This window comes from Bradyrhizobium sp. SZCCHNR1051 (assembly GCF_032489615.1).
In the GTDB taxonomy this organism is placed as follows: Bacteria; Pseudomonadota; Alphaproteobacteria; order Rhizobiales; family Xanthobacteraceae; genus Bradyrhizobium.
The window spans coordinates 33,779-56,459 of record NZ_JAUEYJ010000029.1; the positions used below are offsets into that span (position 1 = coordinate 33,779).

20 protein-coding genes are annotated in these 22,681 nt (G+C 66.4%); all 20 read left to right on the top strand.

The features are described from left to right. Positions 1-47 precede the first annotated feature (47 nt). Positions 48-1,910, top strand: a complete 1,863-nt coding sequence (locus QW868_RS29800; RefSeq protein WP_316232202.1) for a TRAP transporter large permease subunit — start codon at positions 48-50, stop codon at positions 1,908-1,910. Between the two features lie 18 nt (positions 1,911-1,928). Further along, positions 1,929-2,654 carry a GntR family transcriptional regulator gene (locus tag QW868_RS29805; protein ID WP_315738476.1) on the top strand — a complete coding sequence of 242 codons (726 nt, stop codon included), beginning with the start codon at positions 1,929-1,931 and terminating at the stop codon, positions 2,652-2,654. 27 nt (positions 2,655-2,681) lie between these two features. Beyond that, on the top strand, positions 2,682-3,878 hold the full coding sequence (gene uxuA, locus QW868_RS29810) for a mannonate dehydratase (RefSeq protein WP_316232203.1): 1,197 nt from the start codon (positions 2,682-2,684) through the stop codon (positions 3,876-3,878). Between the two features lie 82 nt (positions 3,879-3,960). Continuing rightward, on the top strand, positions 3,961-4,728 hold the full coding sequence (locus QW868_RS29815; RefSeq protein ID WP_316232204.1) for an SDR family oxidoreductase: 768 nt from the start codon (positions 3,961-3,963) through the stop codon (positions 4,726-4,728). Between the two features lie 35 nt (positions 4,729-4,763). After that, complete coding sequence (locus QW868_RS29820) at positions 4,764-5,795, top strand: L-idonate 5-dehydrogenase (RefSeq protein ID WP_316232205.1); 1,032 nt, start codon at positions 4,764-4,766, stop codon at positions 5,793-5,795. Positions 5,796-5,812: 17 nt separating this feature from the next. Further along, positions 5,813-6,739 (top strand): sugar kinase, encoded by a 927-nt coding sequence (locus QW868_RS29825; RefSeq protein WP_316232206.1) that lies wholly within the window; start codon positions 5,813-5,815, stop codon positions 6,737-6,739. Continuing rightward, a complete protein-coding gene (gene eda / locus QW868_RS29830) occupies positions 6,736-7,380 on the top strand; it encodes a bifunctional 4-hydroxy-2-oxoglutarate aldolase/2-dehydro-3-deoxy-phosphogluconate aldolase (protein WP_316232207.1) in 645 nt (214 codons plus the stop codon). Before QW868_RS29825 ends, eda begins: the two co-directional genes overlap by 4 nt. A 239-nt stretch (positions 7,381-7,619) precedes the next feature. Then, the gene (ytfQ, locus tag QW868_RS29835; protein ID WP_315781805.1) at positions 7,620-8,585 is read left to right on the top strand and encodes a galactofuranose ABC transporter, galactofuranose-binding protein YtfQ; all 966 of its coding nucleotides are present in this window, start codon (positions 7,620-7,622) and stop codon (positions 8,583-8,585) included. A 114-nt stretch (positions 8,586-8,699) separates the two neighbouring features. Next, positions 8,700-10,250 (top strand): sugar ABC transporter ATP-binding protein, encoded by a 1,551-nt coding sequence (locus QW868_RS29840; RefSeq protein ID WP_316232208.1) that lies wholly within the window; start codon positions 8,700-8,702, stop codon positions 10,248-10,250. Beyond that, the gene (locus QW868_RS29845; RefSeq protein ID WP_316232209.1) at positions 10,247-11,239 is read left to right on the top strand and encodes an ABC transporter permease; all 993 of its coding nucleotides are present in this window, start codon (positions 10,247-10,249) and stop codon (positions 11,237-11,239) included. The genes QW868_RS29840 and QW868_RS29845 overlap by 4 nt, the downstream gene beginning before the upstream one ends. After that, positions 11,236-12,216, top strand: coding sequence for a galactofuranose ABC transporter, permease protein YjfF (gene yjfF / locus QW868_RS29850; protein WP_316232210.1), 981 nt, complete (start codon positions 11,236-11,238; stop codon positions 12,214-12,216). Before QW868_RS29845 ends, yjfF begins: the two co-directional genes overlap by 4 nt. Continuing rightward, positions 12,213-12,953: a FadR/GntR family transcriptional regulator gene (locus QW868_RS29855; protein WP_316232211.1), complete on the top strand. Its 741-nt coding sequence runs from the start codon at positions 12,213-12,215 to the stop codon at positions 12,951-12,953. Before yjfF ends, QW868_RS29855 begins: the two co-directional genes overlap by 4 nt. Continuing rightward, the gene (locus QW868_RS29860) at positions 12,950-14,686 is read left to right on the top strand and encodes an IlvD/Edd family dehydratase (RefSeq protein WP_315811756.1); all 1,737 of its coding nucleotides are present in this window, start codon (positions 12,950-12,952) and stop codon (positions 14,684-14,686) included. Before QW868_RS29855 ends, QW868_RS29860 begins: the two co-directional genes overlap by 4 nt. Before the next feature lie 9 nt (positions 14,687-14,695). Continuing rightward, positions 14,696-15,625 carry a dihydrodipicolinate synthase family protein gene (locus QW868_RS29865; RefSeq protein ID WP_316232212.1) on the top strand — a complete coding sequence of 310 codons (930 nt, stop codon included), beginning with the start codon at positions 14,696-14,698 and terminating at the stop codon, positions 15,623-15,625. A gap of 4 nt (positions 15,626-15,629) precedes the next feature. Further along, a complete protein-coding gene (locus QW868_RS29870) occupies positions 15,630-16,556 on the top strand; it encodes a Gfo/Idh/MocA family oxidoreductase (RefSeq protein ID WP_316232213.1) in 927 nt (308 codons plus the stop codon). A gap of 4 nt (positions 16,557-16,560) precedes the next feature. Beyond that, positions 16,561-17,643 carry an aldose epimerase family protein gene (locus QW868_RS29875; protein WP_316232214.1) on the top strand — a complete coding sequence of 361 codons (1,083 nt, stop codon included), beginning with the start codon at positions 16,561-16,563 and terminating at the stop codon, positions 17,641-17,643. After that, the gene (locus QW868_RS29880; protein ID WP_316232215.1) at positions 17,640-18,524 is read left to right on the top strand and encodes an SMP-30/gluconolactonase/LRE family protein; all 885 of its coding nucleotides are present in this window, start codon (positions 17,640-17,642) and stop codon (positions 18,522-18,524) included. Before QW868_RS29875 ends, QW868_RS29880 begins: the two co-directional genes overlap by 4 nt. A 108-nt stretch (positions 18,525-18,632) precedes the next feature. Beyond that, positions 18,633-19,703 (top strand): multiple monosaccharide ABC transporter substrate-binding protein, encoded by a 1,071-nt coding sequence (chvE, locus tag QW868_RS29885; RefSeq protein ID WP_315796773.1) that lies wholly within the window; start codon positions 18,633-18,635, stop codon positions 19,701-19,703. 80 nt (positions 19,704-19,783) lie between these two features. Continuing rightward, entirely contained in the window at positions 19,784-21,334 is a 1,551-nt protein-coding gene (gene mmsA, locus QW868_RS29890) for a multiple monosaccharide ABC transporter ATP-binding protein (RefSeq protein ID WP_315776072.1), read from the top strand. A 21-nt stretch (positions 21,335-21,355) separates the two neighbouring features. After that, positions 21,356-22,546, top strand: a complete 1,191-nt coding sequence (gene mmsB, locus QW868_RS29895; protein ID WP_316232216.1) for a multiple monosaccharide ABC transporter permease — start codon at positions 21,356-21,358, stop codon at positions 22,544-22,546. Positions 22,547-22,681 lie beyond the last annotated feature (135 nt).

A 22,681-nucleotide genomic window follows, 5' to 3' on the forward strand; every position in this document is an offset into this window, starting at 1 on the left:
GAATGACGGCGGTCGCGATGAACAAGGAACGAGCCGGGGAGGATGCAATGGCCGTTGACATCACAGCGACGACCTCCGTGCCGTCGCACGGTGTGTTCGCGCGGTTCGACCAGATGCTCGGCCGCACGGTCGAGGCGTTGGCCGCGGCCATCGTCGTCGCCGAGTTGGTGTTGCTCGGCGCAGCAACGGCTGCGCGCTACGTCTTCAATGCACCGCTGATCTGGTCGGACGAGTTTGCCACCGTGCTGTTCGTCTGGCTCGCCATGCTCGGCGCGGTGGTGGCGCTGCGCCGGTCCGAGCACATGCGTCTCACCGCTTTCGTGCGCAACCTCTCGCCGGCGTGGCGGGCGCGCACCGATGCGTTCGGCCTGATGCTGGTCTGCACCGTTCTGGTCGCGTTGGTGATGCCGTCTTGGCATCACCTCGAAAGCCATCTGATCAGCAACATGCCGGTGCTCGAGATCAGCGAAGGCTATCGCGAGGCGGCGATGCTGGTCGGCGTGCTCCTCATGCTGCTCACGGCCGTCGACCGGTTGGTCCAGCAGGCGAGCCTTCCGCAGATCATCGGCGTGCTGGCGCTGGTATTCGCCGGCGCAGGGGCGCTCTATGCGGCCGCACCGGTGCTGGAGGATCTCGGCAACTACAATCTGTTCATCTTCTTCTTCGTCCTTGTCGCGGGTGCCATGGTGATCGGCACCCCGATCGCGTTCACCTTCCTGCTCGCCACCGTGGCTTACTTGCATTTCAGCACCACGGTGCCCGTCTCGATCGTACCCGGCCGGGTCAGCGAGGGCATGTCGCACATGGTGCTGTTGGCGGTGCCGATGTTCGTGCTGCTGGGAGCGCTGATCGAGATCGCCGGGCTGGCGCGGGCGATGATCCTGTTTCTCGTGTCGCTGATCGGCCATCTCCGCGGTGGCCTGCAATATGTGCTGCTCGGCGCGATGTACCTGGTCTCCGGCATCTCCGGCGCCAAGGCGGCCGACATGGCCGCCGTCGCGCCGGCACTGTTTCCCGAGATGAAGCAGCGCGGCAGCTCCGAAGGTGATCTGGTGTCGCTGCTGTCGGCCTCGGCCGTGATGTCGGAGACGATCCCACCCTCGATCGTGCTGATCACGGTCGGATCGGTCACCGGCGTCTCGATCGCCGCATTGTTCACCGGCGGGCTGCTGCCGGCGGTGGTCGGCCTGATCGCGCTCTCCGTCGTGGTCTTCATGCAGACCCGCAAGGAGGACATGGGTGGCGCGCAGCGTTTCGACGCCAAGACGCGGCTGAAGCTGTTCGCGATCTCGATCCCCGGCCTCGGCCTGCCGATCGTCATCCGCTCGGCGGTGGTCGAGGGCGTCGCCACCGCGACCGAGGTCGCTGCCATCGGCGTCATCTACACGGTGCTGGTCGGCATCTTCGTCTATCGCCAGTTCGACTGGAAGCGGGTCTATCCGATCCTGGTCGATACCGCCTCGCTGTCCGGCGCGATCCTGCTGGTGGTGGGTGCGGCCACCGGCATGGCCTGGGCGCTGACCCAGTCCGGCTTCTCGCAGCAGCTCGTCGACCTCATGGTTGCGGTGCCCGGCGGACGCTGGGGTTTCCTCTTGATCTCGGCGCTCGCCTTCGTCGTGCTCGGCAGCGTGCTCGAAGGTGTGCCGGCGGTGGTGCTGTTCGGGCCGCTGCTGTTTCCGATCGCGCGCATGATGGGCGTGCACGAGGTGCACTACGCCATCATCGCGGTGTTCGCGATGGGGCTCGGCCTGTTCACGCCGCCGTTCGGCGTCGGCTTCTATCTCGCCTGCGCGATCGGCCGCGCCTCGCCCGACGAGGTCATCCGCCATGTCTGGCCGCACCTCGCCGCGCTCCTGATCGCGCTGCTTCTCATCGTGTTCCTGCCTTGGATCTCGATCGGCTTCCTGTGAATCGGATAGACTGCCGCCATGGATGACGATCTGACACCGCTGACGCGGATGGACGGCAAGGCCGGGCGGCGGCTCGCCGATCAGGTCTATGAGCGGCTGCTCGAGGACATCGTCTCCGGCGCGCTGCCGCCGGGGACGCCGATGGCCGAGCTCGATCTGTGCGAGCGACTCGGCGTCAGCCGCACGCCGGTGCGCGAGGCGCTGATCAAGCTAGCCGATGTCGATCTGGTTCGAATCTATCCGCAGAGCGGCAGCGTCGTCGCGCCGGTGTCGCGCGAGGCGTTCGGAGAAGCCCAGTTCATCCGCGAGCATCTGGAATGCGCGCTGGTCGCCGAGGCCGTGCGCTACATCGATGCGACCTCGCTGCGTGAATTGAACGAACTGATCGACAAGCAGAAGGCGGCCGCGACTCCCGCGGAGTTCTACGCCCATGACGAGGCGTTCCACCAGACCATCGCCCGCACCAGCCGGCATCCGCATGTCTGGCAGGTGATCCGCCAGACCAAGATCCATTTCGACCGCGTCCGGCATCTGACCTTGATCGAGGATGCCGGCCACATTCCGCTCCTGATCGCGCAGCATCAGGAGATCCTGGACGGGCTCGCGGCCTGCAACGAGGCCCAGGCGGTGGCAGCGATGCGCCGTCATTTGCGCGAGGTGTTCCGCCGCGCTGACGGCATTTTTGCACGGCAGGAAGAGTTGGCGCAGGCCGAGCCGCGCACAAGGACACGGCGGCGGCGCTGACCGCACGCGTTTTGGAAGGTGGACGACATGGAACAGACGTGGCGCTGGTTCGGACCGGATGATCCCATCACTTTGCCGCAGGTCCGCCAGACCGGCGCGACCGGCATCGTGACCGCGCTGCACCACATTCCCTATGGCGTGGTGTGGAGCACGGATGAGATCGTCAAGCGCATCGGCATGATCGAGGGTGATTCATCGCTGCGGCTGCGCTGGAGCGTGGTCGAGAGCCTGCCCGTGTCGGAGGCGATCAAGCTCGGCGAGGGCGACCTCACTGACCTGTTCGACAATTACCGGCAGTCGCTGCGCAACCTCGCTGCCTGCGGCGTCACCACCGTCTGCTACAATTTCATGGCCGTGCTGGACTGGACCCGCACCGAGCTCGCCTTCCGCCTGCCGGGCGGCGCCACCGCGCTGCGCTTCGATCAGGATCGCTTCGCCGCGTTCGACTGCTACATCCTGCAGCGCCCCGGCGCCGAGGCGGAGTTCTCCTCCGACGTGCTCGACCGTGCCCGCGCCTGGGTGGCGCAGGCCTCGGAAGCCGACAAGGACCGTCTGCTCGCGACCATCATGGCGGGGCTGCCGGGGGCCTACGATCGCTACGACGTGCCCGGCCTGCGCCGCATGCTGGAGAAATATCGCGGCATTGGCCATGCCGAGCTGCGCGCCAACTACGCGCGCTTCTTGCGCGAGGTGGTACCCACGGCGGAGGAGTGCGGCGTCAGCCTGTGCGTCCATCCGGACGATCCGCCGCGGGACCTGTTCGGCCTGCCGCGCGTGGTGTCGTCAGCCGATGATCTGCAGTTCATCGTCGATGCCGCCCCGTCCAAGGCCAATGGCATCACGTTCTGCACCGGCGCGCTCGGCGCCGGCGGCCATAACAACGTGCCGGCGCTGGCCGAGCGCTTCGCTCCGCACATCCGCTTCGTGCATCTGCGCAACGTCACCAAGATGCTCGACGGCTCGTTCATGGAGGCGGAGCATCTGCGCGGCGACGTGGACATGGTTGCGGTCGTGACGACCTTGCTGAAGGAGCAGGCTCGCCGCAAGGCCGAGGGTGAGCCGGACTGGCGGATTCCGTTCCGGCCCGACCACGGCCACGAGCTGGCGGACGACATCGGTCGCGGCACCCATCCAGGCTATCCGCTGGTCGGCCGGCTCAAAGGTCTTGCCGAGATCCGCGGCGTCATGACCGCGGTAGCGGCCATTAACCGTCTCCCGGTTTGATCGGCAGGGCAGGATAACGCGCTTGTCAGGGCGCGTCGCGTGACCGAGGATGCCGGCCCGAAGCCTTCCACGAGTTGAACCGATGTCGACCTCGCTCTTCGATCTCTCCGGCAAGACCGCGCTGGTGACCGGGTCCTCGCGTGGCCTCGGCCGCGCCATCGCCGAAGGCTTCGCCAAGGCTGGCGCGCGGCTCGTCATCAACGGCACCGACCCGGCGCGCACGCTGGCAGCCGTGGAGGAATTCCGCGCCGTGGGCCATCAGGCCGAGGCCTGTCCGTTCGACGTGACCGACGAAGAGGCCGTCGTCCGCGCCTTCGCGCGCTTCGATGACGAGGGGATTGCGATCGACATCCTCGTCAACAATGCCGGCATCCAGCACCGCAAGCCGCTGGTCGAGTTCACCACCGACGAGTGGCGCCGGATCATCGAGACCAATCTCACCAGCGCCTTCGTGATCGGGCGCGAGGCCGCCAAGCGGATGATCCCGCGCAAGAGCGGCAAGATCATCAACATCGGCTCGCTCGGCAGCGAGCTGGCGCGGCCGACGATCGGACCCTACACCACGGCCAAGGGCGGCGTCCGCAACCTGACCCGTGCGATGGCGGTCGAATGGGCGGCGCACGGCATCCAGGCCAACGCCATCGGCCCCGGCTACATGCTGACCGACATGAACCAGGCGTTGATGAGCAATCCCGACTTCAACAATTGGCTGATGTCGCGCGTCCCGGCGAAGCGCTGGGGCCGTCCGGACGAGCTGGTCGGCACCGCGATCTTCCTGGCCTCCGAGGCCTCCACCTATGTCAACGGCCAGACCATCTATGTCGATGGCGGCATGCTGGCGTCGATGTAGGATCGGCCGGGACAACGAGCCAGGGAGAACAGCCGATGCGAGCCGTCGTCATTCATGCGCCCAAGGATCTGCGCATCGACAGCTATCCCGATCCGGCGCCCGGAGCAGGTGAGGTCCGGGTCAAGATCGAAGCCGGCGGCATCTGCGGCTCGGACCTGCACTACTATCATCATGGCGGCTTCGGCACCGTCAGGATCAAGCAGCCGATGGCCCTGGGCCATGAGATCGCCGGCATCGTTGCCGCGGTGGGCAGCGGCGTCAGCGGCCTTGCCGAAGGCGCGCGCGTCGCGGTCAACCCGAGCCTGCCGTGCGGCAGATGTGTCTATTGCCGCGAGGGGCTGCGCAACCAGTGCCTGGACATGCGCTTCATGGGCAGCGCGATGCGCGATCCCCATGTGCAGGGCGGCTTCCGCGAGTTCGTCACCGTTGATGCCGCGCAGGCTGTTCCGATCGCGCCGTCCCTGTCGCTCGGCGAAGCGGCGATGGCCGAGCCGCTGTCGGTGTGCCTGCATGCGGCGCATCAGGCCGGCTCGCTGCTCGGCAAGCGGGTGCTGGTGACCGGCTGCGGCCCGATCGGTGCACTGTCGATCCTGGTTGCGCGTTACGGCGGCGCGGCCGAGATCGTGGCAACCGACGTCGCCGATGCGCCGCTTGCGGTCGCGCGCGCCCTCGGCGCCAGCCACGCCTTCAATGTCGGCGCGGAGCCCTCCGCGCTCGATCCGTGGCGCGCCGGCAAGGGCACGTTCGACGTGCTGTTCGAGGCGTCCGGCAACCAGGCCGCGCTGCGTGCCGCACTGGATGTCATCAGGCCCGGCGGCATCATCGTCCAGCTCGGGCTCGGCGGCGAGATGGCCCTGCCGGTCAACACGCTGGTCACGAAGGAGCTGCAATTGCGCGGCACGTTCCGGTTCGACCGCGAATTCGAGCTGGCGGTGCGGCTGATGGGCGAGGGGCTGCTCGACGTCAAGCCATTGATCTCGGCCGCGCTGCCATTCGAGCAGGCGGTTGCCGCCTTCGAGCTCGCCAGCGATCGAAGCCGGTCGATGAAGGTTCATTTGACGTTTTGATGGATGGATCGACGCCGATGAAAGTCGCCTGCATCGGAGAGTGCATGGTGGAGTTCGCGCAGGAGGACGGCAGTCTGTTCCGGCGCGGCTTCGGCGGTGACACGCTCAACACGGCGCTCTATCTGGCCCGGCTCGGCGTGCCCACCTCCTACGTCACGGCGCTCGGCGATGATCCCTTGAGTGCCATGATGCTGGCTGCGTGGCAGGCGGAGGGCATCGATACCGCCGAGGTGTTGCAGGTCGAAGGCCGCGTGCCCGGCCTTTACATGATCGAGCGCGATGCCAAGGGCGAGCGCAGCTTCCTCTATTGGCGCGACCGCGCGCCGGCGCGCGAGCTGTTCGATCGCGCCGACAGCGACATGCTCGACAGGCTTTCGCGCTTCGACTGGATCTATCTCTCCGGCATCAGCCTCTCGCTGTACGGCGAGACCGGCAAGGCCAAGCTGCGCGAGCTCTTGACGGTGGCGCGCAAGCGCGGCGCGCGGGTCGCCTTCGACGGCAACTATCGGCCGCGCGGCTGGGCCAGCCGCGAGGCGGCGCAACGCGCATTCCGCGCGATCCTGCCGCTGGTCGACGTCGCGCTGCCGACGCTGGAGGACGAGCAGATGCTGTTCGGCGATTCCGATGCGTCGGTCAGCCTGCGCCGCTTCAAGGACGCCGGCGTGGGCGAAGTCGTCGTCAAGCGCGGCGCGCGCGGCTGTCTGATCCATGCCGATGGCGTGCTGGTCGACATTGCGCCGCCCGCGGTGCTCAAGCCGATCGACACCACGGCGGCAGGCGATTCCTTCAATGCGGGTTATCTCGCCGCGCGCATCAAGGGCGCGCCGCCACGGAAGGCGGCGTTGGCGGGCCACCGGCTGGCGGGGGCCGTGATCATGGCGCCGGGGGCCGTGATTCCGGCAACCGCGATGCCGCGGGACATTCTGGCGATGAGCGAGGCGTGATGAGCACTCTGGACAAGCGCGCGAAGCTCGATGCGGTGCTCGCGCTGGCGCCGGTGATCCCCGTGATCACCATTGACGATGCGGCGCACGCCGTGCCGCTGGCGCGCGCCCTTGTGAGCGGTGGTCTGCGCGTGATCGAGATCACCTTGCGCACGCAAGCCGGTCTCGATGCTGCGCGGGCCATCATTGGCGAGGTGCCGGATGCCGTGGTCGGAATTGGCACGGTGCTGACACCAGCGGACTACGAGCGCGCGGCCAGGCTTGGCGCGGCGTTTGCGATCAGTCCGGGGCTGTCGATCGAGCTGCTGGATGCGGAGAAAGCCGGCGAGCTGCCGTTCGCGCCGGGCGTCCAGACCGCGTCGGATCTCATCGCCTGCGTGACGCGCGGCTATGAGCTGGTGAAGTTCTTTCCGGCGGTGCCGGCCGGCGGACTTGCCGCGCTCGATGCGCTGGCCGGACCATTCCCGAGCGTGCGCTTCTGCCCGACCGGCGGTATCAATGCCGGCAACGCTGCGCAATGGCTCGCGCACAAGAAGGTCGTCGCAATCGGCGGCTCCTGGGTCGCGCCGGCGGCAGACATCAAGGCGGGCGCCTGGGCCGCGATCGAGCTGCGCGCCCGCGAGGCGACCAAGCTGCGCTAGCTGAACGCTGCTGACAACTTAAGATTTCATTGGTGTATGCTGTCGCTCTTGGGCAGTGTGCGCCTATGGGCTCGCGCATCCTTTTCAAAAAGTATTACAGTCAAATAATATGACTAGTCAGCCCTAGGGTTCCGTGGAATAACGGGCGCGTCGGCTGCTAAGGCCGGCTGAAAAGGTGCGACGACACCGCTCGAAGCGGCGGCGCATCCAAAACAGATCATTTTGGGAGAGAACGCCTGATGACCCTGAAAGCCCTCTTTGCGGCCTCCGCGACGGCCGCCTTGTTGCTTGCCACGTCCGCCAGCGCCGCCGAACTGACCGTCGGCTTCTCGCAGATCGGCTCCGAGTCCGGCTGGCGCGCCGCCGAGACCTCCGTCTCCAAGTCGGAAGCCGCCAAGCGCAAGATCAACCTGAAGATCGCCGACGCGCAGCAGAAGCAGGAAAACCAGATCAAGGCGATCCGCTCCTTCATCGCGCAGGGGGTGGATGCGATCTTCCTCGCGCCGGTCGTGGCCTCGGGCTGGGATGCCGTGCTGAAGGAAGCTAAGGAAGCCAAGATTCCGGTGGTGCTGCTCGACCGTGACATCGATCCGTCGGGCAAGGACCTCTATCTGACCGCCGTCACCTCCGACAGCGTGCATGAAGGCGAGGTCGCCGGCGAGTGGCTCGCCAAGACCGTCGGCGGCAAGGCCTGCAACGTCGTCGAGCTGCAGGGCACGGTCGGCGCCAGCGTCGCCACCAACCGCAAGAAGGGTTTTGACGCGGTCGTCGCCAAGAATGCCAACCTGAAGGTCGTGCGCAGCCAGACCGGCGACTTCACCCGTGCCAAGGGCAAAGAGGTGATGGAAAGCTTCATCAAGGCCGAGAATGGCGGCAAGTCGATCTGCGCCGTCTATGCCCACAATGACGACATGATGGTCGGCGCGATCCAGGCGATGAAGGAAGCCGGCCTCAAGCCGGGCAAGGACGTCCTGACCGTCTCGATCGACGCCGTGCCGGATATCTTCAAGGCGATCGCCGCCGGCGAAGCCAATGCGACCGTCGAGCTGACGCCGAACATGGCGGGCCCGGCCTTCGACGCCATCGTCGCCTTCAAGGAGAAGGGCACCGTTCCGCCGAAGTGGATCCAGACGGAATCGAAGCTCTACACGGCGGCTGACGAGCCGCAGAAGGTCTACGACAGCAAGAAGGGCCTCGGCTACTGAGCCTTGGCTGTTGAGCCGTCGTCCCGGCGCTCGCCGGGACGATGGACGACAAGTCGCTGGCGTCCGCACATTGTGCGGGCGTCAACCTTCCTGGTGATCGCCAAGTAGTTCGTCATGTCTGATAGTTCAGCTCCGCCGGCGATGCGTCCAGCCCTGCTGGAAATCCGCGGCCTGGCCAAGAGCTTCGGTGCGCTGAAGGCGCTTGATGATGTCGACTTCACGCTGGGTGAGGGCGAGATTCACGCGCTGCTGGGCGAGAACGGCGCCGGCAAGTCGACCCTGATCAAGGTGGTCACCGGGGTGTTCGCGCGGGACGCCGGCACCGTGCGGCTGGCGGACCGCGAGATCGCGCCGCGCTCCGCCAAGGACGCGGTCGATGCCGGCATCGCGACCGTCTATCAGGAGGTGAATCTGCTGCCGAACCTCTCGGTGGCGCAGAACCTCTATCTCGGCCGGCAGCCGACGCGCTTCGGCGTCGTGCGCGAGGCTGAAATGAAGCGGCGGGCGCATGCGCTGCTGCTGGATTATGGGCTGGACATCGACGTCGGCGCACCGCTTTCGAGCTACTCGGTCGCGGTCCAGCATATCACGGCGATCGCGCGCGCCGTCGATCTGTCGGCGCGCGTCCTCATTCTCGACGAGCCCACGGCGAGCCTCGACCGCCACGAGGTCGAGATCCTGTTCAAGGTGATGCGAAAGCTCGCGGCTGATGGCATCGGCATCATCTTCGTCAGCCACTTCCTCGACCAGGTCTACGAGATCTGCGACCGCGTCACCGTGCTGCGCAACGGCCGGCTGATCGGCTCGCGCGAGATTGCCGATCTGCCGCGGCTCGACCTGATCCGCATGATGCTGGGCCGCGAGCTCGCCGAGACCACCGGCGAACGTGCCGCCAGCCAACCCGAGACCGCACGCGAGGTCTGTGTCAGCTTCAAGGGCTACGGCAAGCAGGGTTATCTCGCTCCGTTCGATCTCGAGCTGCGCCGCGGCGAGGTGGTCGGGCTTGCCGGCCTGCTCGGCTCCGGCCGCACCGAGACGGCGCGGCTGGTGTTCGGCGCCGAGCGCGCCGACAGCGGCGCGGCCACCGTCAACGGCGAGACCGTGCGGCTGAATTCGCCGCGCGACGCCGCCGGGCTCGGCTTCGGCTATTGCCCGGAGGAGCGCAAGACCGAGGGCATCGTCGCCGATCTGACCGTGCGCGAGAACATCATCCTGGCGCTGCAGGCCCGGCGCGGCCTGCACCGGCCGCTGTCGCGGCGCGAGCAGGATGAGATCGCGATGCGCTACATTCGCATGCTCGACATCAGGCCGCCCGATCCGGAACGGCCGATCGGGCTGCTGTCCGGCGGCAATCAGCAGAAGGCATTGCTTGCGCGCTGGCTTGCGACCTCGCCGAAGCTTCTCGTGCTCGACGAGCCGACCCGCGGCATCGACGTCGGCGCCCATGCCGAGATCATCCGCCTGGTGCGCGAGCTCTGCGAGCAGGGCCTGGCGCTGCTCGTGATCTCCTCCGAGCTCGACGAGATCGTCACCTATTCCAACCGTGTCGTGGTGCTGCGCGATCGCGCCCATGTCGAGGAGCTGAAAGGGGAGGCCGTCGAAGTCTCCAGCATCCTCGCGGCAATCGCCGCCGATGGCGAGCCGGCGCACGAGGCTGCATCATGACGCTCCGGATTCCGCGCCGTGGTCTCGCGCAAGCCCTAGCACTGATCGTGATCTTCATCATCGATCGCGCAGTGTCGCCGCAGTTCTTCAACCTGCATCTGCAGGATGGCCGGCTGTTCGGCAGCGTGATCGACGTGCTCAACCGCGGCACGCCGGTGGCGCTGCTGTCGCTCGGCATGGTGCTGGTGATCGCGACCGGCGGCATCGACCTTTCGGTCGGCGCCGTGATGGCGATCGCAGGCGCCACTGCGGCGAGCCTCGCCGATACGCAGCCGCTGCCGGTCGTGATCGGCTCGGCGCTCGCCGTCGGCCTCGCCTGCGGGCTGTGGAACGGCATCCTCGTCGCCGTCCTGCGCATCCAGCCGATCGTCGCCACGCTCATCCTCATGGTTGCCGGGCGCGGCATCGCGCAGCTCATCACCGAGGGGCGCATCGTCACGTTCACGTCGCCTGACCTGGTGTGGATGGGCAACGGCGCCGTGCTCGGCCTGCCGACGCCGATCGTGATCGCGGTCGGCATGCTGCTGGTGACGGGGGCGGTCGTGCGCGGCACCGCGCTCGGGCTCCTGATCGAGGCGACCGGGGGCAATGCACGCGCGAGCGAGCTCTCCGGCGTCGGCACCCGCGCCATGATCCTGTCGGTCTATGTCTGGTGCGGACTGTGCGCCGCGCTCGCGGGCGTCATTGCGGCCGCCGATATCATGGGCGCCGACGCCAACAATGCCGGGCTGTGGCTCGAGCTCGATGCGATCCTCGCCGTGGTCATCGGCGGCACCTCGCTGTTCGGCGGGCGATTCAGCCTGGTGCTGGCGGTCGCCGGCGCGCTGATCATCCAGGCCATGAACACCGGCATCCTGCTCTCGGGCTATCCGCCGGAGCTCAACCTGCTGGTCAAGGCCGTCGTCGTGCTCGCCGTGCTGCTGGCGCAGTCGCCGCGGCTCGGCGATCTCTCGCGCTTCACCGCGCGCTGGCGGAGGATGAAGCCATGAGAGCATCGACCTCGGTTGCGATCACGGCCTTTGTGCTGGTCGCCGGCTTCGCGTTGTGCGCGCTGCAATTCCCGAACATCGCCTCGACCCGCGTCGTCGCCAATCTGCTCACCGACAACGCCTTCCTCGGCATCGTTGCGGCGGGGATGACCTTCGTCATCATCTCCGGCGGCATCGATCTGTCGGTCGGCTCGGTGATCGGCTTCACCACGGTGTTCGTGGCGCTCGCGATCGAGCGCTGGGGCATCCCGCCCGTTGCCGCGTTCGCAATGGTGCTCGTGCTGTGCGCGCTGTTCGGCGCCGCGATGGGCGCCGTCATCCACGTCTTCGACCTGCCGCCTTTCATCGTGACCCTCGCGGGCATGTTCCTGGCACGCGGCGTCAGCTTCCTGCTGTCGACCGAGTCGATTCCGATCACCGCGCCGATTTACAGCGCCGTGTCCGATTTCGCGATCCGGCTGCCAGGCGGCGGACGACTCACCGCGATTGCGATCGCCATGCTGGTCATCCTGGTCTTGAGCGCGCTGCTGCTGCACCTCACCCGTTTCGGCGCGAACGTCTATGCGCTCGGCGGCAGCCGCGCCGCGACGGCCCTGATGGGCATTCCGGTCGGACCGATGACGATCCGCATCTATATGCTGTCGAGCGTGCTTGCCGGCCTCGCCGGCATCGTCTTCTCCTTCTATACGGCGGCCGGCTATTCGCTTTCTGCGGTCGGTGTCGAGCTCGACACCATCGCCGCGGTGGTGATCGGCGGAACATTGTTGACGGGCGGGCAGGGCTCCGTCATCGGCACCTTCCTTGGCGTCCTGATCCAGGGCATGATCCAGACCTACATCAACTTCGACGGCACGCTGTCGAGCTGGTGGACCAAGATCGCCACGGGGGTTCTGTTGTTCGTTTTCATTGCGCTGCAGCAAGGTCTGATGGCGCTGGCGCGCCGCTCGTCCATCAAACCGGCGGGGGCGAGGACATGACCTCGCAGCTCGTCTCGATTCCGACACGGCGCGCGCATTCCAACCATGCCGAGGTCGCCCGCAGCATCGGCATCGACATCATCTCCGGCCGTCTGGCCGAGGGAGCGCGCCTGCCCGGCGATGCCGAACTGACGGCGACGTTCGGCGTGTCGCGTCCGGTGCTGCGCGAAAGCGTGAAGACGCTCGTTGCAAAAGGGCTGCTGTCGACCAAGGCGCGCGTCGGCACCGTGGTGCGCGGACGCTCGGACTGGAACATGTTCGATCCCGACGTGCTGGCTTGGCACCTCGATGCCGGCATCGACAAGCGCTTCCTCGCCGACCTCGCCGAGATCCGGCTGGCGATCGAGCCGCGCGCGGCGGCGCTCGCTGCCGAACGCCGCAGCGAGGACGATCTTGCTGCGATGAGCAAGGCAATGGCGCAGATGGAGCGCGAGCCGTCGACCTCGGTCGCCTTCGCCGAAGCCGACCTTGCTTTGCACATCGCGATCGCCAATGCCTCCGGCAATCCCTTCATGCGCTCGATCGGCGCCGTCATCGAAGCCGCCTTGCGCGCCTCGTTCGTCCTGAGCGCCCCGATCGAGACTGCCGATCGCGACACCGTGCTGGTCTGGCACCAGCGCATCATCGACGCGATCGCCGCTCGAGACCCCGAGGGCGCCTCCGAGGCGATGATCGAAGTCATCTACAACGGCCGGCGGCGCCATGCCCAGTCGGCTGCACGAACGGACCGGGAATGAGCAACGACAACGAGAAGAAGACGCTGCGGAGCCAGGCGTGGTTCGGCCGCCAGGACAAGATGGGCTTCTATTATCGCTCATTCCTGAAGAACAGCGGCACGCCGCAGGATCGTTTCGATGGACGGCCCGTCATCGGCATCTGCAACACGTGGTCGGAGCTGACGCCCTGCAACGCGCATTTCCGCGTCATCGCCGAGCATGTCCGCCAGGGCGTGCTCGATGCCGGCGGCTATCCGCTGGAGTTTCCGGTCTCCTCGCTCGGCGAGGTGACGATGCGCCCCACCGCGATGCTGTTCCGCAACCTCGCCTCGATGGATGTCGAGGAGGCGATCCGCGCGCACCCGCTCGACGGCGTCGTGCTGCTGATGGGCTGCGACAAGACCACGCCGGCGCTCTTGATGGGCGCCGCCTCGGCCAATCTGCCTGCGATCGGTGTTTCAGGCGGGCCACAACTGCGCGGCGTCTATCGTGGCCAGATCATCGGCTCCGGTACCAACATCATCTCGATGAGCGAGCAACTGCGTGCCGGCGAGATCACGCTGAAGGAATTCCACGAGGCCGAGGCCGGCATGAACCGCTCCGCCGGCAGCTGCATGACCATGGGCACGGCCTCGACCATGGCGTCGATGGTGGAAGCGCTCGGCATTGGCTTGCCGGAAAATGCGGCGATCCCTGCTGCGGACGCGCGCCGCAACCTGCTGGCGCGCATGGCCGGCCGCCGCATCGTCGAGATGGTGGCTGAGGATCTCAAGCCGTCCGACATCCTGACGCGGCAGGCGTTCGAGAATGCGATCCGCACGCTGGCCGCGATCGGCGGTTCGACCAATGCCGTGGTGCATCTGCTCGCCATCGCCGGCCGTGTCGGCGTCGAGCTGACGCTCGATGATTTCGATCGGCTCTGCCGCGACGTGCATTGCCTGGTCGACCTGATGCCGTCGGGCCGCTTCCTGATGGAGGACTTCTACTACGCCGGCGGCCTGCCGGCCGTGTTGCGCGCGCTCGGCGAGCGCGGCCTGCTGCACAAGGACGCCCGCACCGTCAACGGCAAGACGCTATGGGACAACGTCGCCGCCGCGCCGAACTGGAACGCCGACGTCATCACCCCGTTCGACTCGCCGTTCAAGACGGAAGCCGGCATCGCGATCCTCACCGGCAATCTCGCGCCCAACGGCGCCGTCATCAAGCCGTCGGCGGCCTCGCCGGAGCTGATGAACCATACGGGACGGGCGGTCGTGTTCGAGAGTGTCGAGGAGATGCATGACGCCGTCGACGACGACAATCTCGACATCGATGCGTCCTGCATCATGGTGCTGAAAAACTGTGGACCGAAGGGCTATCCGGGCATGGCCGAGGTCGGCAACATGCCGCTCCCGGCGAAGCTCCTGCGCCAGGGCGTGCGCGACATGATCCGCATCTCGGATGCGCGCATGTCGGGCACCGCTTACGGCACCGTCGTCCTGCACGTCGCGCCGGAGGCCACCGTCGGTGGACCGCTGGCGCTGGTGAAGAATGGCGACATGATCACGCTCGACGTCGCCGCCCGCGCGCTGCATCTGCATGTCAGCGACGAGGAGCTGGCGACGCGCCGCGCCGCCTGGACGCCGCCGAAGCCGCATGCGGCTCGCGGCTATCAGAAGCTCTACATCGATCACGTGCTGCAGGCGGATCGCGGCGTTGATTTCGATTTTCTCGTTGGCCGCAGCGGCTCGCCGGTGCCGCGCGACAATCACTAGAGGTGCCGCATGACCGCTTCCGCCAAAAAGCTCTACAAGGGCGTCTTCCCGGTCGCGCCGACCATCTTCGACGCTGACGGCCGCCTCGATCTCGAGGGCCAGAAGCGCGCGATCGACTTCATGATCGATGCCGGCTCGCACGGCATCTGCATCCTCGCCAATTTCTCCGAGCAGTTCGTGCTGACCGATGACGAGCGCGATCTGGTGATGACCACGGTGCTGGATCATGTCGCCGGCCGCGTGCCGATCATCGTCACGACCACGCATTTCTCGACCTTCGTCTGCGCCGAGCGCTCGCGCCGCGCGCAGGAGAAGGGCGCTTCCATGGTCATGGTGATGCCGCCCTATCACGGCGCCACCTTCCGCGTGCCGGACATCTCCATCTATGAATTCTATCGCGGCGTGTCGGACGCGATTTCGATTCCGATCATGGTGCAGGACGCGCCGGTCGCCGGCACGCCGCTATCGGTGCCGTTCTTGGCGCGCATGGCCAAGGAGATCGAGAACCTCGCTTATTTCAAGATCGAGGTGCCGCGCGCGGCCGACAAGTTGCGCGCGCTGATCGAGGCAGGCGGCACGGCGATCGAAGGTCCGTGGGACGGCGAGGAGGCAATCACCCTGATGGCCGATCTCGACGCGGGCGCCACCGGCGCGATGACCGGCGGCGGCTATCCCGACGGCATTCGCAAGATCGTCGATCCGTATTTCGCGGGCGACCGCGAGGCCGCGGCGGCGGCCTATGAGCGCTGGCTGCCGCTGATCAACTACGAGAACCGGCAGTGCGGGCTTGCCACCTGCAAGATCCTGATGAAGGCGGGCGGCGTGATCCGCCACGACACCTTGCGCAGCCCGCAGCCGGCGATTCATCCGGCGACGCAAAAGGGCCTGATCGAGATCGCGCGCCGGCTCGACCCGGTCGTGCTGCGCTGGGGACGCTAAGGAGATGAGCGAGCTTCGTGTTGCCATCGTCGGCTACGGCAAGATCGCGCGCGACCAGCACGTGCCCGCGATCGCCGCCACCGAGGGCGTGACGTTGACGGCAGTGGCGAGCCGCAATGCCTCGCTGCCCGGCCTGCCGCATTTCGGCACGATCGAAGAGCTGCTGCGCGACGGACCTGAGATCGACGCGGTCGCCTTGTGCACCCCGCCGCAGGTGCGCCGTGCGCAGGCGCTTGCCGCGCTGGAAGCCGGCAAGCATGTGATGCTGGAGAAGCCGCCGGGCGCCGCCGTCAGCGAGCTCGATCCGCTGGTCGCGCTTGCCGCCGCGAAGCGGCGCACGCTGTTCGCGACCTGGCATTCACGTTACGCGCCCGCCGTCGAGCCGGCGCGCGCGTGGCTGTCTTCCCGCCAGATTCGCAGCGTGCGGATTGACTGGAAGGAGGACGTGCGCGTCTGGCATCCGGGGCAGGGCTGGATCTGGGAGCCGGGCGGATTAGGGGTGTTCGATCCCGGAATCAACGCGCTGTCGATCCTGACCCGCATTCTGCCAGAGCCGGTGTTCGTGACCGAGGCGGAACTGTCGTTCCCGTCCAACCGCCAGGCTCCGATCGCGGCCAACCTGTCACTGTCGACGGCGAGCGACCTGCCGATCGCGGCCGAGTTCGACTTCCGCCAGACCGGGCCGCAGAGCTGGGACATCCGGATCGAGACCGACGCAGGCCAGTTGACGCTGTCGCTGGGCGGCGCGCGGATGACCGCGGACGACCAGCCGATGGTCGACGAAAGGGAGCGGGAGTATCCCGGCCTCTACCGTCGCTTCGTCGAACTCACAAGGACCGGTGCGAGCGACGTCGATCTGACGCCGCTGCGGCTGGTGGCTGACGCTTTCCTGCTCGGTCGCCGCCAATTCGTCGAGCCGTTCGAGGACTGACGCCATGGCGGAGCAGGCACGGATCACCCGGGATGTCTTCGGCACGCTGCCGGACGGCCGCGAGGTCGAGCGCGTCACCTTGCGTGGCGCTCACGGTTTCGAGGCGCGGATCATCACTTACGGCGCGGCGCTGCAGGCGCTGCTGGTGCCGGATGCGCAGGGCCGCGTCGACGACGTCGTGCTCGGCCACGACGACCTGCTGAGCTACCTCAAGCTCCGGAAATTTTTCGGTGCAACGGTCGGACGCTACGCCAACCGCATTGCCAAGGCGCGCTTTTCGCTCGACGGTCAGGACCTGCGCCTCGACGCCAATAATGGTGCGCATGCATTGCATGGCGGCCCCGACGGCTTCGACCGCAAGCTCTGGCAGATCGTCGCCACCGAAGACGGCGCCCAGCCCTCGGTCACGATGCTCTATGTCAGTCCCGACGGCGAGGCCAACTATCCGGGGCGGCTCGACGTTCGTGTCACCTATCAGTTGACCGGGCCGATGGAGTTGGCCGTCAGCTTCAGCGCCCGGACGACCCGGACGACGATCGTCAACCTGACCAACCACAGCTTCTTCAATCTCGACGGCCTGGCCGCCGGCACCGGCATTCTCGATCATCGTTTGACAGTCGAAGCCGACCACTATCTCGCGATCGACGAGACTGCGATCCCGCTGGCGGGGCCGCCGCATTCCGTCGTGGGGACGCCGTTCGATTTCCGCGACGCGCATCCCATTGGTGCGCGCATCCGTGCCGACGATGCGCAGATCAAATGTGGCCGCGGCTATGATCATAATTTCTGTCTGCGCGACGGCTCTGGCGTGCGTTTCGCGGCCCGGCTCGAGTCGCCGCGCTCCGGGCGGATCATGGAGTTGCTCACCGATCAGCCTGGCTTGCAGGTCTATTCAGGCAACTATCTTGACGCGACCGTGAGCGGCAAGGGGCGTGTCTATCGTCAATCCGACGCGCTCTGCCTGGAGCCGCAGGCCTGGCCGGACAGTCCGAACCGTCCGGATTTTCCAAGCGCGCGCCTTGGGCCCGACGACGTCTATGAGCACGAGACCGTGTATCGCTTCTCAACCGCGGGAGCGCCCAGATGATCGAGCAGGTGCCGACCACGATCCTCTGCGACGAGCGCTGCCATCTCGGCGAGGGGCCGACCTACGATCCCCACACCGACACCGCCTGGTGGTTCGACATTCGGGAGGGTCTGCTGTTCGAGGCCAAGATCGGCAGCGGCGAAGTCCGCCGCCACGGGCTCGGCAAGATGGCGAGCGCGCTCGGCCGCGTCGATGCCAACAGGCAGCTGATCGTGGCCGAGGACGGACTCTACATCCGCAGCGTCGCCGACGGCGCGCTGTCGCTGCATCTGCCGCTCGAAGCCGACAATCCGGCGACGCGGTCGAACGATTCGCGGGTCCATCCCTCCGGCACGTTCTGGATCGGCACCATGGGCCGCAACGCCGAGTGCGGCCTGGGCTCGATCTATGCGCTGCATCGCGGCGAGATCATCCGGTTGTTCCCCAACGTCACCATTCCCAACGCGATCTGCTTCTCGCCGGATGGCGCGATCGGCTATTTCGCCGATACGGATGAGAACGTCCTCTACCGTGTCGCGCTTGACCCGGAGACGGGCCTGCCGCGCGGCGAGCCAGAGGTGCTGCTGCGCCATGCCGGTGTCGGTGGGCTCGATGGCGCCGTCGTCGATGCCGAGGGACGGATCTGGAACGCGCGCTGGGGCGGCGGTTGTGTCGACGTCTACAGCCCGCAGGGCGAGCATCTGCGCAGCATCGCGGTTCCGGCCAGCCAGACGAGCTGCCCGGCGTTCGTCGGTCCCGATCTGTCGCGCCTGCTGGTGACGTCGGCCTGGCAGGACATGGACGCGGCGGCCAAGGCGGCCGACCCTGGCCATGGCCAGACTTTCCTTCTTGACGTCGGCGCTCACGGTCGCGCCGAGCCCGACGTCAAGCTGTCGATCTGAGAGGAGGAACAATCAGTCAAGCGTCGTTCAGCCTAACAGCTAACTGGTATCAAGATACGCAATCGGGTATCTCTTGTCCAAATTCGAAAATCCAAAGGGAGTGAAGACATGTCGAGAATGAAGACCATCATGGCCGCCGCGCTGGCCGGCCTCGGCGCGATGGCGCTGTCCAGCGCTGCGCTGGCCCAGAGCAAGGGGACCGTCGGCATCGCGATGCCGACCAAATCCTCGGCGCGCTGGATCGACGACGGCAACAACATCGTGAAGGTGCTGAAGGAGCGCGGCTACACCACCGACCTGCAATATGCCGAGGACGATATTCCGAACCAGCTCTCGCAGATCGAGAACATGGTGACCAAGGGCGCCAAGGTGCTGGTGATCGCCGCGATCGACGGCACCACGCTGTCGGACGTGCTGAAGCAGGCCAAGGCCAAGGGCATCACCGTGATCGCCTATGACCGCCTGATCCGCGACACGCCGAACCTCGACTACTACGCGACCTTCGACAACTTCCAGGTCGGCGTGCTGCAGGCGCAGTCGATCGTGGACAAGCTCGGGCTGAAGGACGGCAAGGGACCGTTCAACATCGAGCTGTTCGGCGGCTCGCCGGACGACAACAACGCCTACTTCTTCTACAATGGCGCGATGTCGGTGCTGCAGCCCTATCTCGACTCCGGCAAGCTCGTGGTCGCCTCCGGCCAGAAGGGCATGGACAAGGTTGCGACCCTGCGCTGGGACGGTGCCACCGCCCAGGCCCGCATGGACAACCTGCTCAGCGCCTATTACGGCAACAAGCGTGTCGATGCGGTGCTGTCACCCTATGACGGCCTCTCGATCGGCATCATCTCGTCCTTGAAGGGCGTCGGCTATGGCAGCGGCAACCAGCCGATGCCGGTCATCTCCGGCCAGGACGCCGAGGTGCCGTCGGTCAAGGCGATCCTGCGCGGCGACCAGTACTCGACCATCTTCAAGGACACCCGCGACCTCGCCAAGGTGACCGCCGACATGGTCGATGCTTCGCTGAGCGGCAAGGAAGTGAAGGTCAACGACACCAAGACCTACAACAACGGCGTCAAGGTCGTCCCGGCCTATCTGCTCAAGCCGGTCGTGGTCGACAAGAGCAACTGGGAGAAGGTCCTGATCGAAGGCGGCTACTACAAAAAGTCGCAGGTCGAGTGATCTCATGGCCGGCGAGCGCGGCCATGCGCTCGCCGGCTCCTCTTATCTCAACGACTTCAAGTGTTGCGGGATACAGCGCGATGACGGCAATCCTCGAGATGCGCAGCGTCAGCAAGAGCTTCGTGGGCGTGCAGGCGCTCCGCGACGTCAGCTTTACGGTCGCGGCGGGCGAGATCCACGCCCTCGTCGGCGAGAATGGCGCCGGCAAGTCGACCCTGATGAAGGTGCTGAGCGGCGTCTATCCCTACGGCCGCTATGAGGGCCAGATCATTTTCGAAGGCGAGGAGCGGCGCTTCCGTGACATCAACGATTCCGAGGCGCTCGGCATCATCATTATCCACCAGGAGCTCGCGCTGATTCCGCTGATGTCGATCGCCGAGAATATCTTCCTGTCGCATGCGCCGTCACGCTTTGGCGTCATCGATCGTGACGAGGTCTACCGCCGCACCCAGCAATTGCTGGCTCAGGTGGGCTTGAAGGAATCGCCGGATACGCTGATCACCGATCTAGGCGTCGGCAAGCAGCAATTGGTCGAGATTGCCAAGGCGCTGTCCAAGCGTGTCAAGCTATTGATCCTGGACGAGCCGACGGCGAGCCTGAACGAGGCCGACAGCCAGGCGCTGCTCGACCGCCTCGTCACCTTCCGCGAGCAGGGCATCTCCTCGATCCTGATCACGCACAAGCTCAACGAGGTCGCCCGCGTCGCCGATCGCATCACGGTGCTGCGTGACGGGCGCAGCGTCGACAGCATCGATTGCCGTGCCGAGCCGGTTCTGGAGGACCGGATCATCAAGAGCATGGTCAATCGCGACATGGCGCACCGCTTCCCCGAGCGGCAGCCGAAGATCGGCGAGCCCGTGTTCACGGTCGAGAACTGGTCGGTCTACCATCCGCAGCATACCGACCGCCAGGTAATCAAGAACGTCGATTTCCAGGTGCGCCGCGGCGAGATCGTCGGCATCGCCGGCCTGATGGGCGCGGGGCGCACCGAATTCGCCATGAGCCTGTTCGGCCGCTCCTGGGGCGTCAACATCACGGGCCGCGCCCGCCTCGAAGGCCACGACGTCACTCTCAACAGCGTACCGGCCGCGATCGACGCCGGCCTCGCCTATGTCACCGAGGACCGCAAGCAGCTCGGCCTGATTCTGGCCGACGACGTGCGCAAGAACATCACGCTGGCGAGCCTCTCTCAGGTCGCGCCGAACGGCGTGATCGACGACATCGCCGAGCTCAAGGCGGCGTCCGGCTACCGCGGCCGGATGCGGATCCGCTGCTCCGACGTCTATCAGGAGGCCGGCCAGCTCTCCGGCGGCAACCAGCAGAAGGTCGTGCTGTCGAAATGGCTGATGACCGATCCCAAGGTCTTGATCCTCGACGAGCCGACGCGGGGCATCGACGTTGGCGCAAAGTATGAGATTTACTGTATCATCCAGGAGCTCGCGGATGCCGGCCGGGGTGTTGTCGTGATCTCATCGGAGATGCCGGAGCTGCTCGGAATCTGCGACCGCATCTGCGTGATGAATGACGGCGCCTTCGTCGGCGAGTTCGCCGGGCCGGAGGCGACGCAGGAAAAGATCATGCGCGCCATCATGCGTAATGAAACCATCAAGAACCAGGAGACGGCCGCGTAAGCGGTCGGGAGGACGCCAGCAATGACCGACAAGACGGTTTCGCTCCCGGAGGAGAAGTCGCACAGCGGCTTCCTGAAGAACAATCTGCGCAGCTACGGCATGCTGCTGTCGCTGTTCGTGATCATGCTGTTCTTCCAGTTCATGACCGACGGCACCCTGCTGCAGCCGCTCAACCTCACCAACCTGGTGCTGCAGAACAGCTATATCGTCATCATGGCGCTGGGCATGCTGCTGGTGATCGTGACCGGGCACATCGATTTGTCGGTCGGCTCGGTTGCGGGCTTCGTCGGCGCCGTCGCCGCCGTGCTGATGGTGCGCTATCACGTCGACTTCCCGCTCGCGATCATCGCCTGCCTGATCGTCGGCGCCGCGATCGGCGCCGCGCAGGGTTATTGGGTGGCCTATTTCGGCATTCCGTCGTTCATCGTCACCTTGGCGGGCATGCTGGTGTTCAAGGGTCTGGCGCTGGCGCTGCTGCAGGGGCAATCGGTCGGGCCGTTCCCGGGTACGTTCCAGAAGCTGTCGTCCGGCTTCATCCCTGAGTTCATGCCGAGCGCGGCGCATCTTTATCCCACGTCGCTCGCGATCGGCGCGGTGCTGACGCTCATTCTGGTCTATGCCAGCGTCAAGGGCCGTGCGCGCGAGGTGGAGCACGGCATCGAGGTCGAGCCGTTCGGCTTCTTCGCTGCCAAGAACGTCGTGCTGGCCGGCGCACTGTTGTATTTCACCTACCTGATCGCCTCGCATCGCGGCCTTCCCAACGTGCTGGTCATCATGACCGCGCTGATCGCGCTGTACGGCTTCATGACGCGCCGCACCGTGGTCGGCCGGCAGATCTATGCGGTCGGCGGCAACGCCAAGGCCGCCAAGCTGTCGGGCATCAAGACCGAGCGGCTCGTGTTCATGACCTTCGTCAACATGGGCGTGCTGGCCGCGCTGGCCGGCCTGATCTTCGCCGCCCGGCTCAACACCGCGACGCCGAAGGCCGGCCTCGGCTTCGAGCTCGACGTCATCGCGGCCTGCTTCATCGGCGGTGCCTCGGCCTATGGCGGCGTCGGACGGGTCGGCGGCGCTGTTATCGGCGCCATGATCATGGGCGTGATGAACAACGGCATGTCCATCCTCGGCATCGGCATCGACTATCAGCAGGTCATCAAGGGCCTGGTGCTGCTCGGCGCCGTCTGCATCGACGTCTACAACCAGCGCCGTTGAGTTCGGCGCGCAGCTCCCGGTGAAGCTGTAACGACCTAGGGTAGGCAAAGCGACGCCGAAGGCGGCGCCTGCCCACCACGTCTCGCGACCCGCGTGAAAGCGGTGGGCACGCGGCATTCGCGTCGCGAATGCGGC

What these genes read in the sequence shown, in the direction of transcription:
- QW868_RS29825 (WP_316232206.1), top strand. Translation starts at nt 5,813, where the DNA reads ATGAAAGTCGCCTGCATCGGAGAGTGCATGGTGGAGTTCGCGCAGGAG.
- QW868_RS29870 (WP_316232213.1), top strand. Translation starts at nt 15,630, where the DNA reads ATGAGCGAGCTTCGTGTTGCCATCGTCGGCTACGGCAAGATCGCGCGC.
- QW868_RS29860 (WP_315811756.1), top strand. Translation starts at nt 12,950, where the DNA reads ATGAGCAACGACAACGAGAAGAAGACGCTGCGGAGCCAGGCGTGGTTC.
- yjfF (WP_316232210.1), top strand. Translation starts at nt 11,236, where the DNA reads ATGAGAGCATCGACCTCGGTTGCGATCACGGCCTTTGTGCTGGTCGCC.
- QW868_RS29805 (WP_315738476.1), top strand. Translation starts at nt 1,929, where the DNA reads ATGGATGACGATCTGACACCGCTGACGCGGATGGACGGCAAGGCCGGG.
- QW868_RS29840 (WP_316232208.1), top strand. Translation starts at nt 8,700, where the DNA reads ATGTCTGATAGTTCAGCTCCGCCGGCGATGCGTCCAGCCCTGCTGGAA.
- QW868_RS29800 (WP_316232202.1), top strand. Translation starts at nt 48, where the DNA reads ATGGCCGTTGACATCACAGCGACGACCTCCGTGCCGTCGCACGGTGTG.
- QW868_RS29855 (WP_316232211.1), top strand. Translation starts at nt 12,213, where the DNA reads ATGACCTCGCAGCTCGTCTCGATTCCGACACGGCGCGCGCATTCCAAC.
- ytfQ (WP_315781805.1), top strand. Translation starts at nt 7,620, where the DNA reads ATGACCCTGAAAGCCCTCTTTGCGGCCTCCGCGACGGCCGCCTTGTTG.
- QW868_RS29820 (WP_316232205.1), top strand. Translation starts at nt 4,764, where the DNA reads ATGCGAGCCGTCGTCATTCATGCGCCCAAGGATCTGCGCATCGACAGC.
- QW868_RS29865 (WP_316232212.1), top strand. Translation starts at nt 14,696, where the DNA reads ATGACCGCTTCCGCCAAAAAGCTCTACAAGGGCGTCTTCCCGGTCGCG.
- QW868_RS29815 (WP_316232204.1), top strand. Translation starts at nt 3,961, where the DNA reads ATGTCGACCTCGCTCTTCGATCTCTCCGGCAAGACCGCGCTGGTGACC.
- QW868_RS29845 (WP_316232209.1), top strand. Translation starts at nt 10,247, where the DNA reads ATGACGCTCCGGATTCCGCGCCGTGGTCTCGCGCAAGCCCTAGCACTG.
- chvE (WP_315796773.1), top strand. Translation starts at nt 18,633, where the DNA reads ATGTCGAGAATGAAGACCATCATGGCCGCCGCGCTGGCCGGCCTCGGC.
- QW868_RS29880 (WP_316232215.1), top strand. Translation starts at nt 17,640, where the DNA reads ATGATCGAGCAGGTGCCGACCACGATCCTCTGCGACGAGCGCTGCCAT.
- mmsB (WP_316232216.1), top strand. Translation starts at nt 21,356, where the DNA reads ATGACCGACAAGACGGTTTCGCTCCCGGAGGAGAAGTCGCACAGCGGC.
- mmsA (WP_315776072.1), top strand. Translation starts at nt 19,784, where the DNA reads ATGACGGCAATCCTCGAGATGCGCAGCGTCAGCAAGAGCTTCGTGGGC.
- QW868_RS29875 (WP_316232214.1), top strand. Translation starts at nt 16,561, where the DNA reads ATGGCGGAGCAGGCACGGATCACCCGGGATGTCTTCGGCACGCTGCCG.
- uxuA (WP_316232203.1), top strand. Translation starts at nt 2,682, where the DNA reads ATGGAACAGACGTGGCGCTGGTTCGGACCGGATGATCCCATCACTTTG.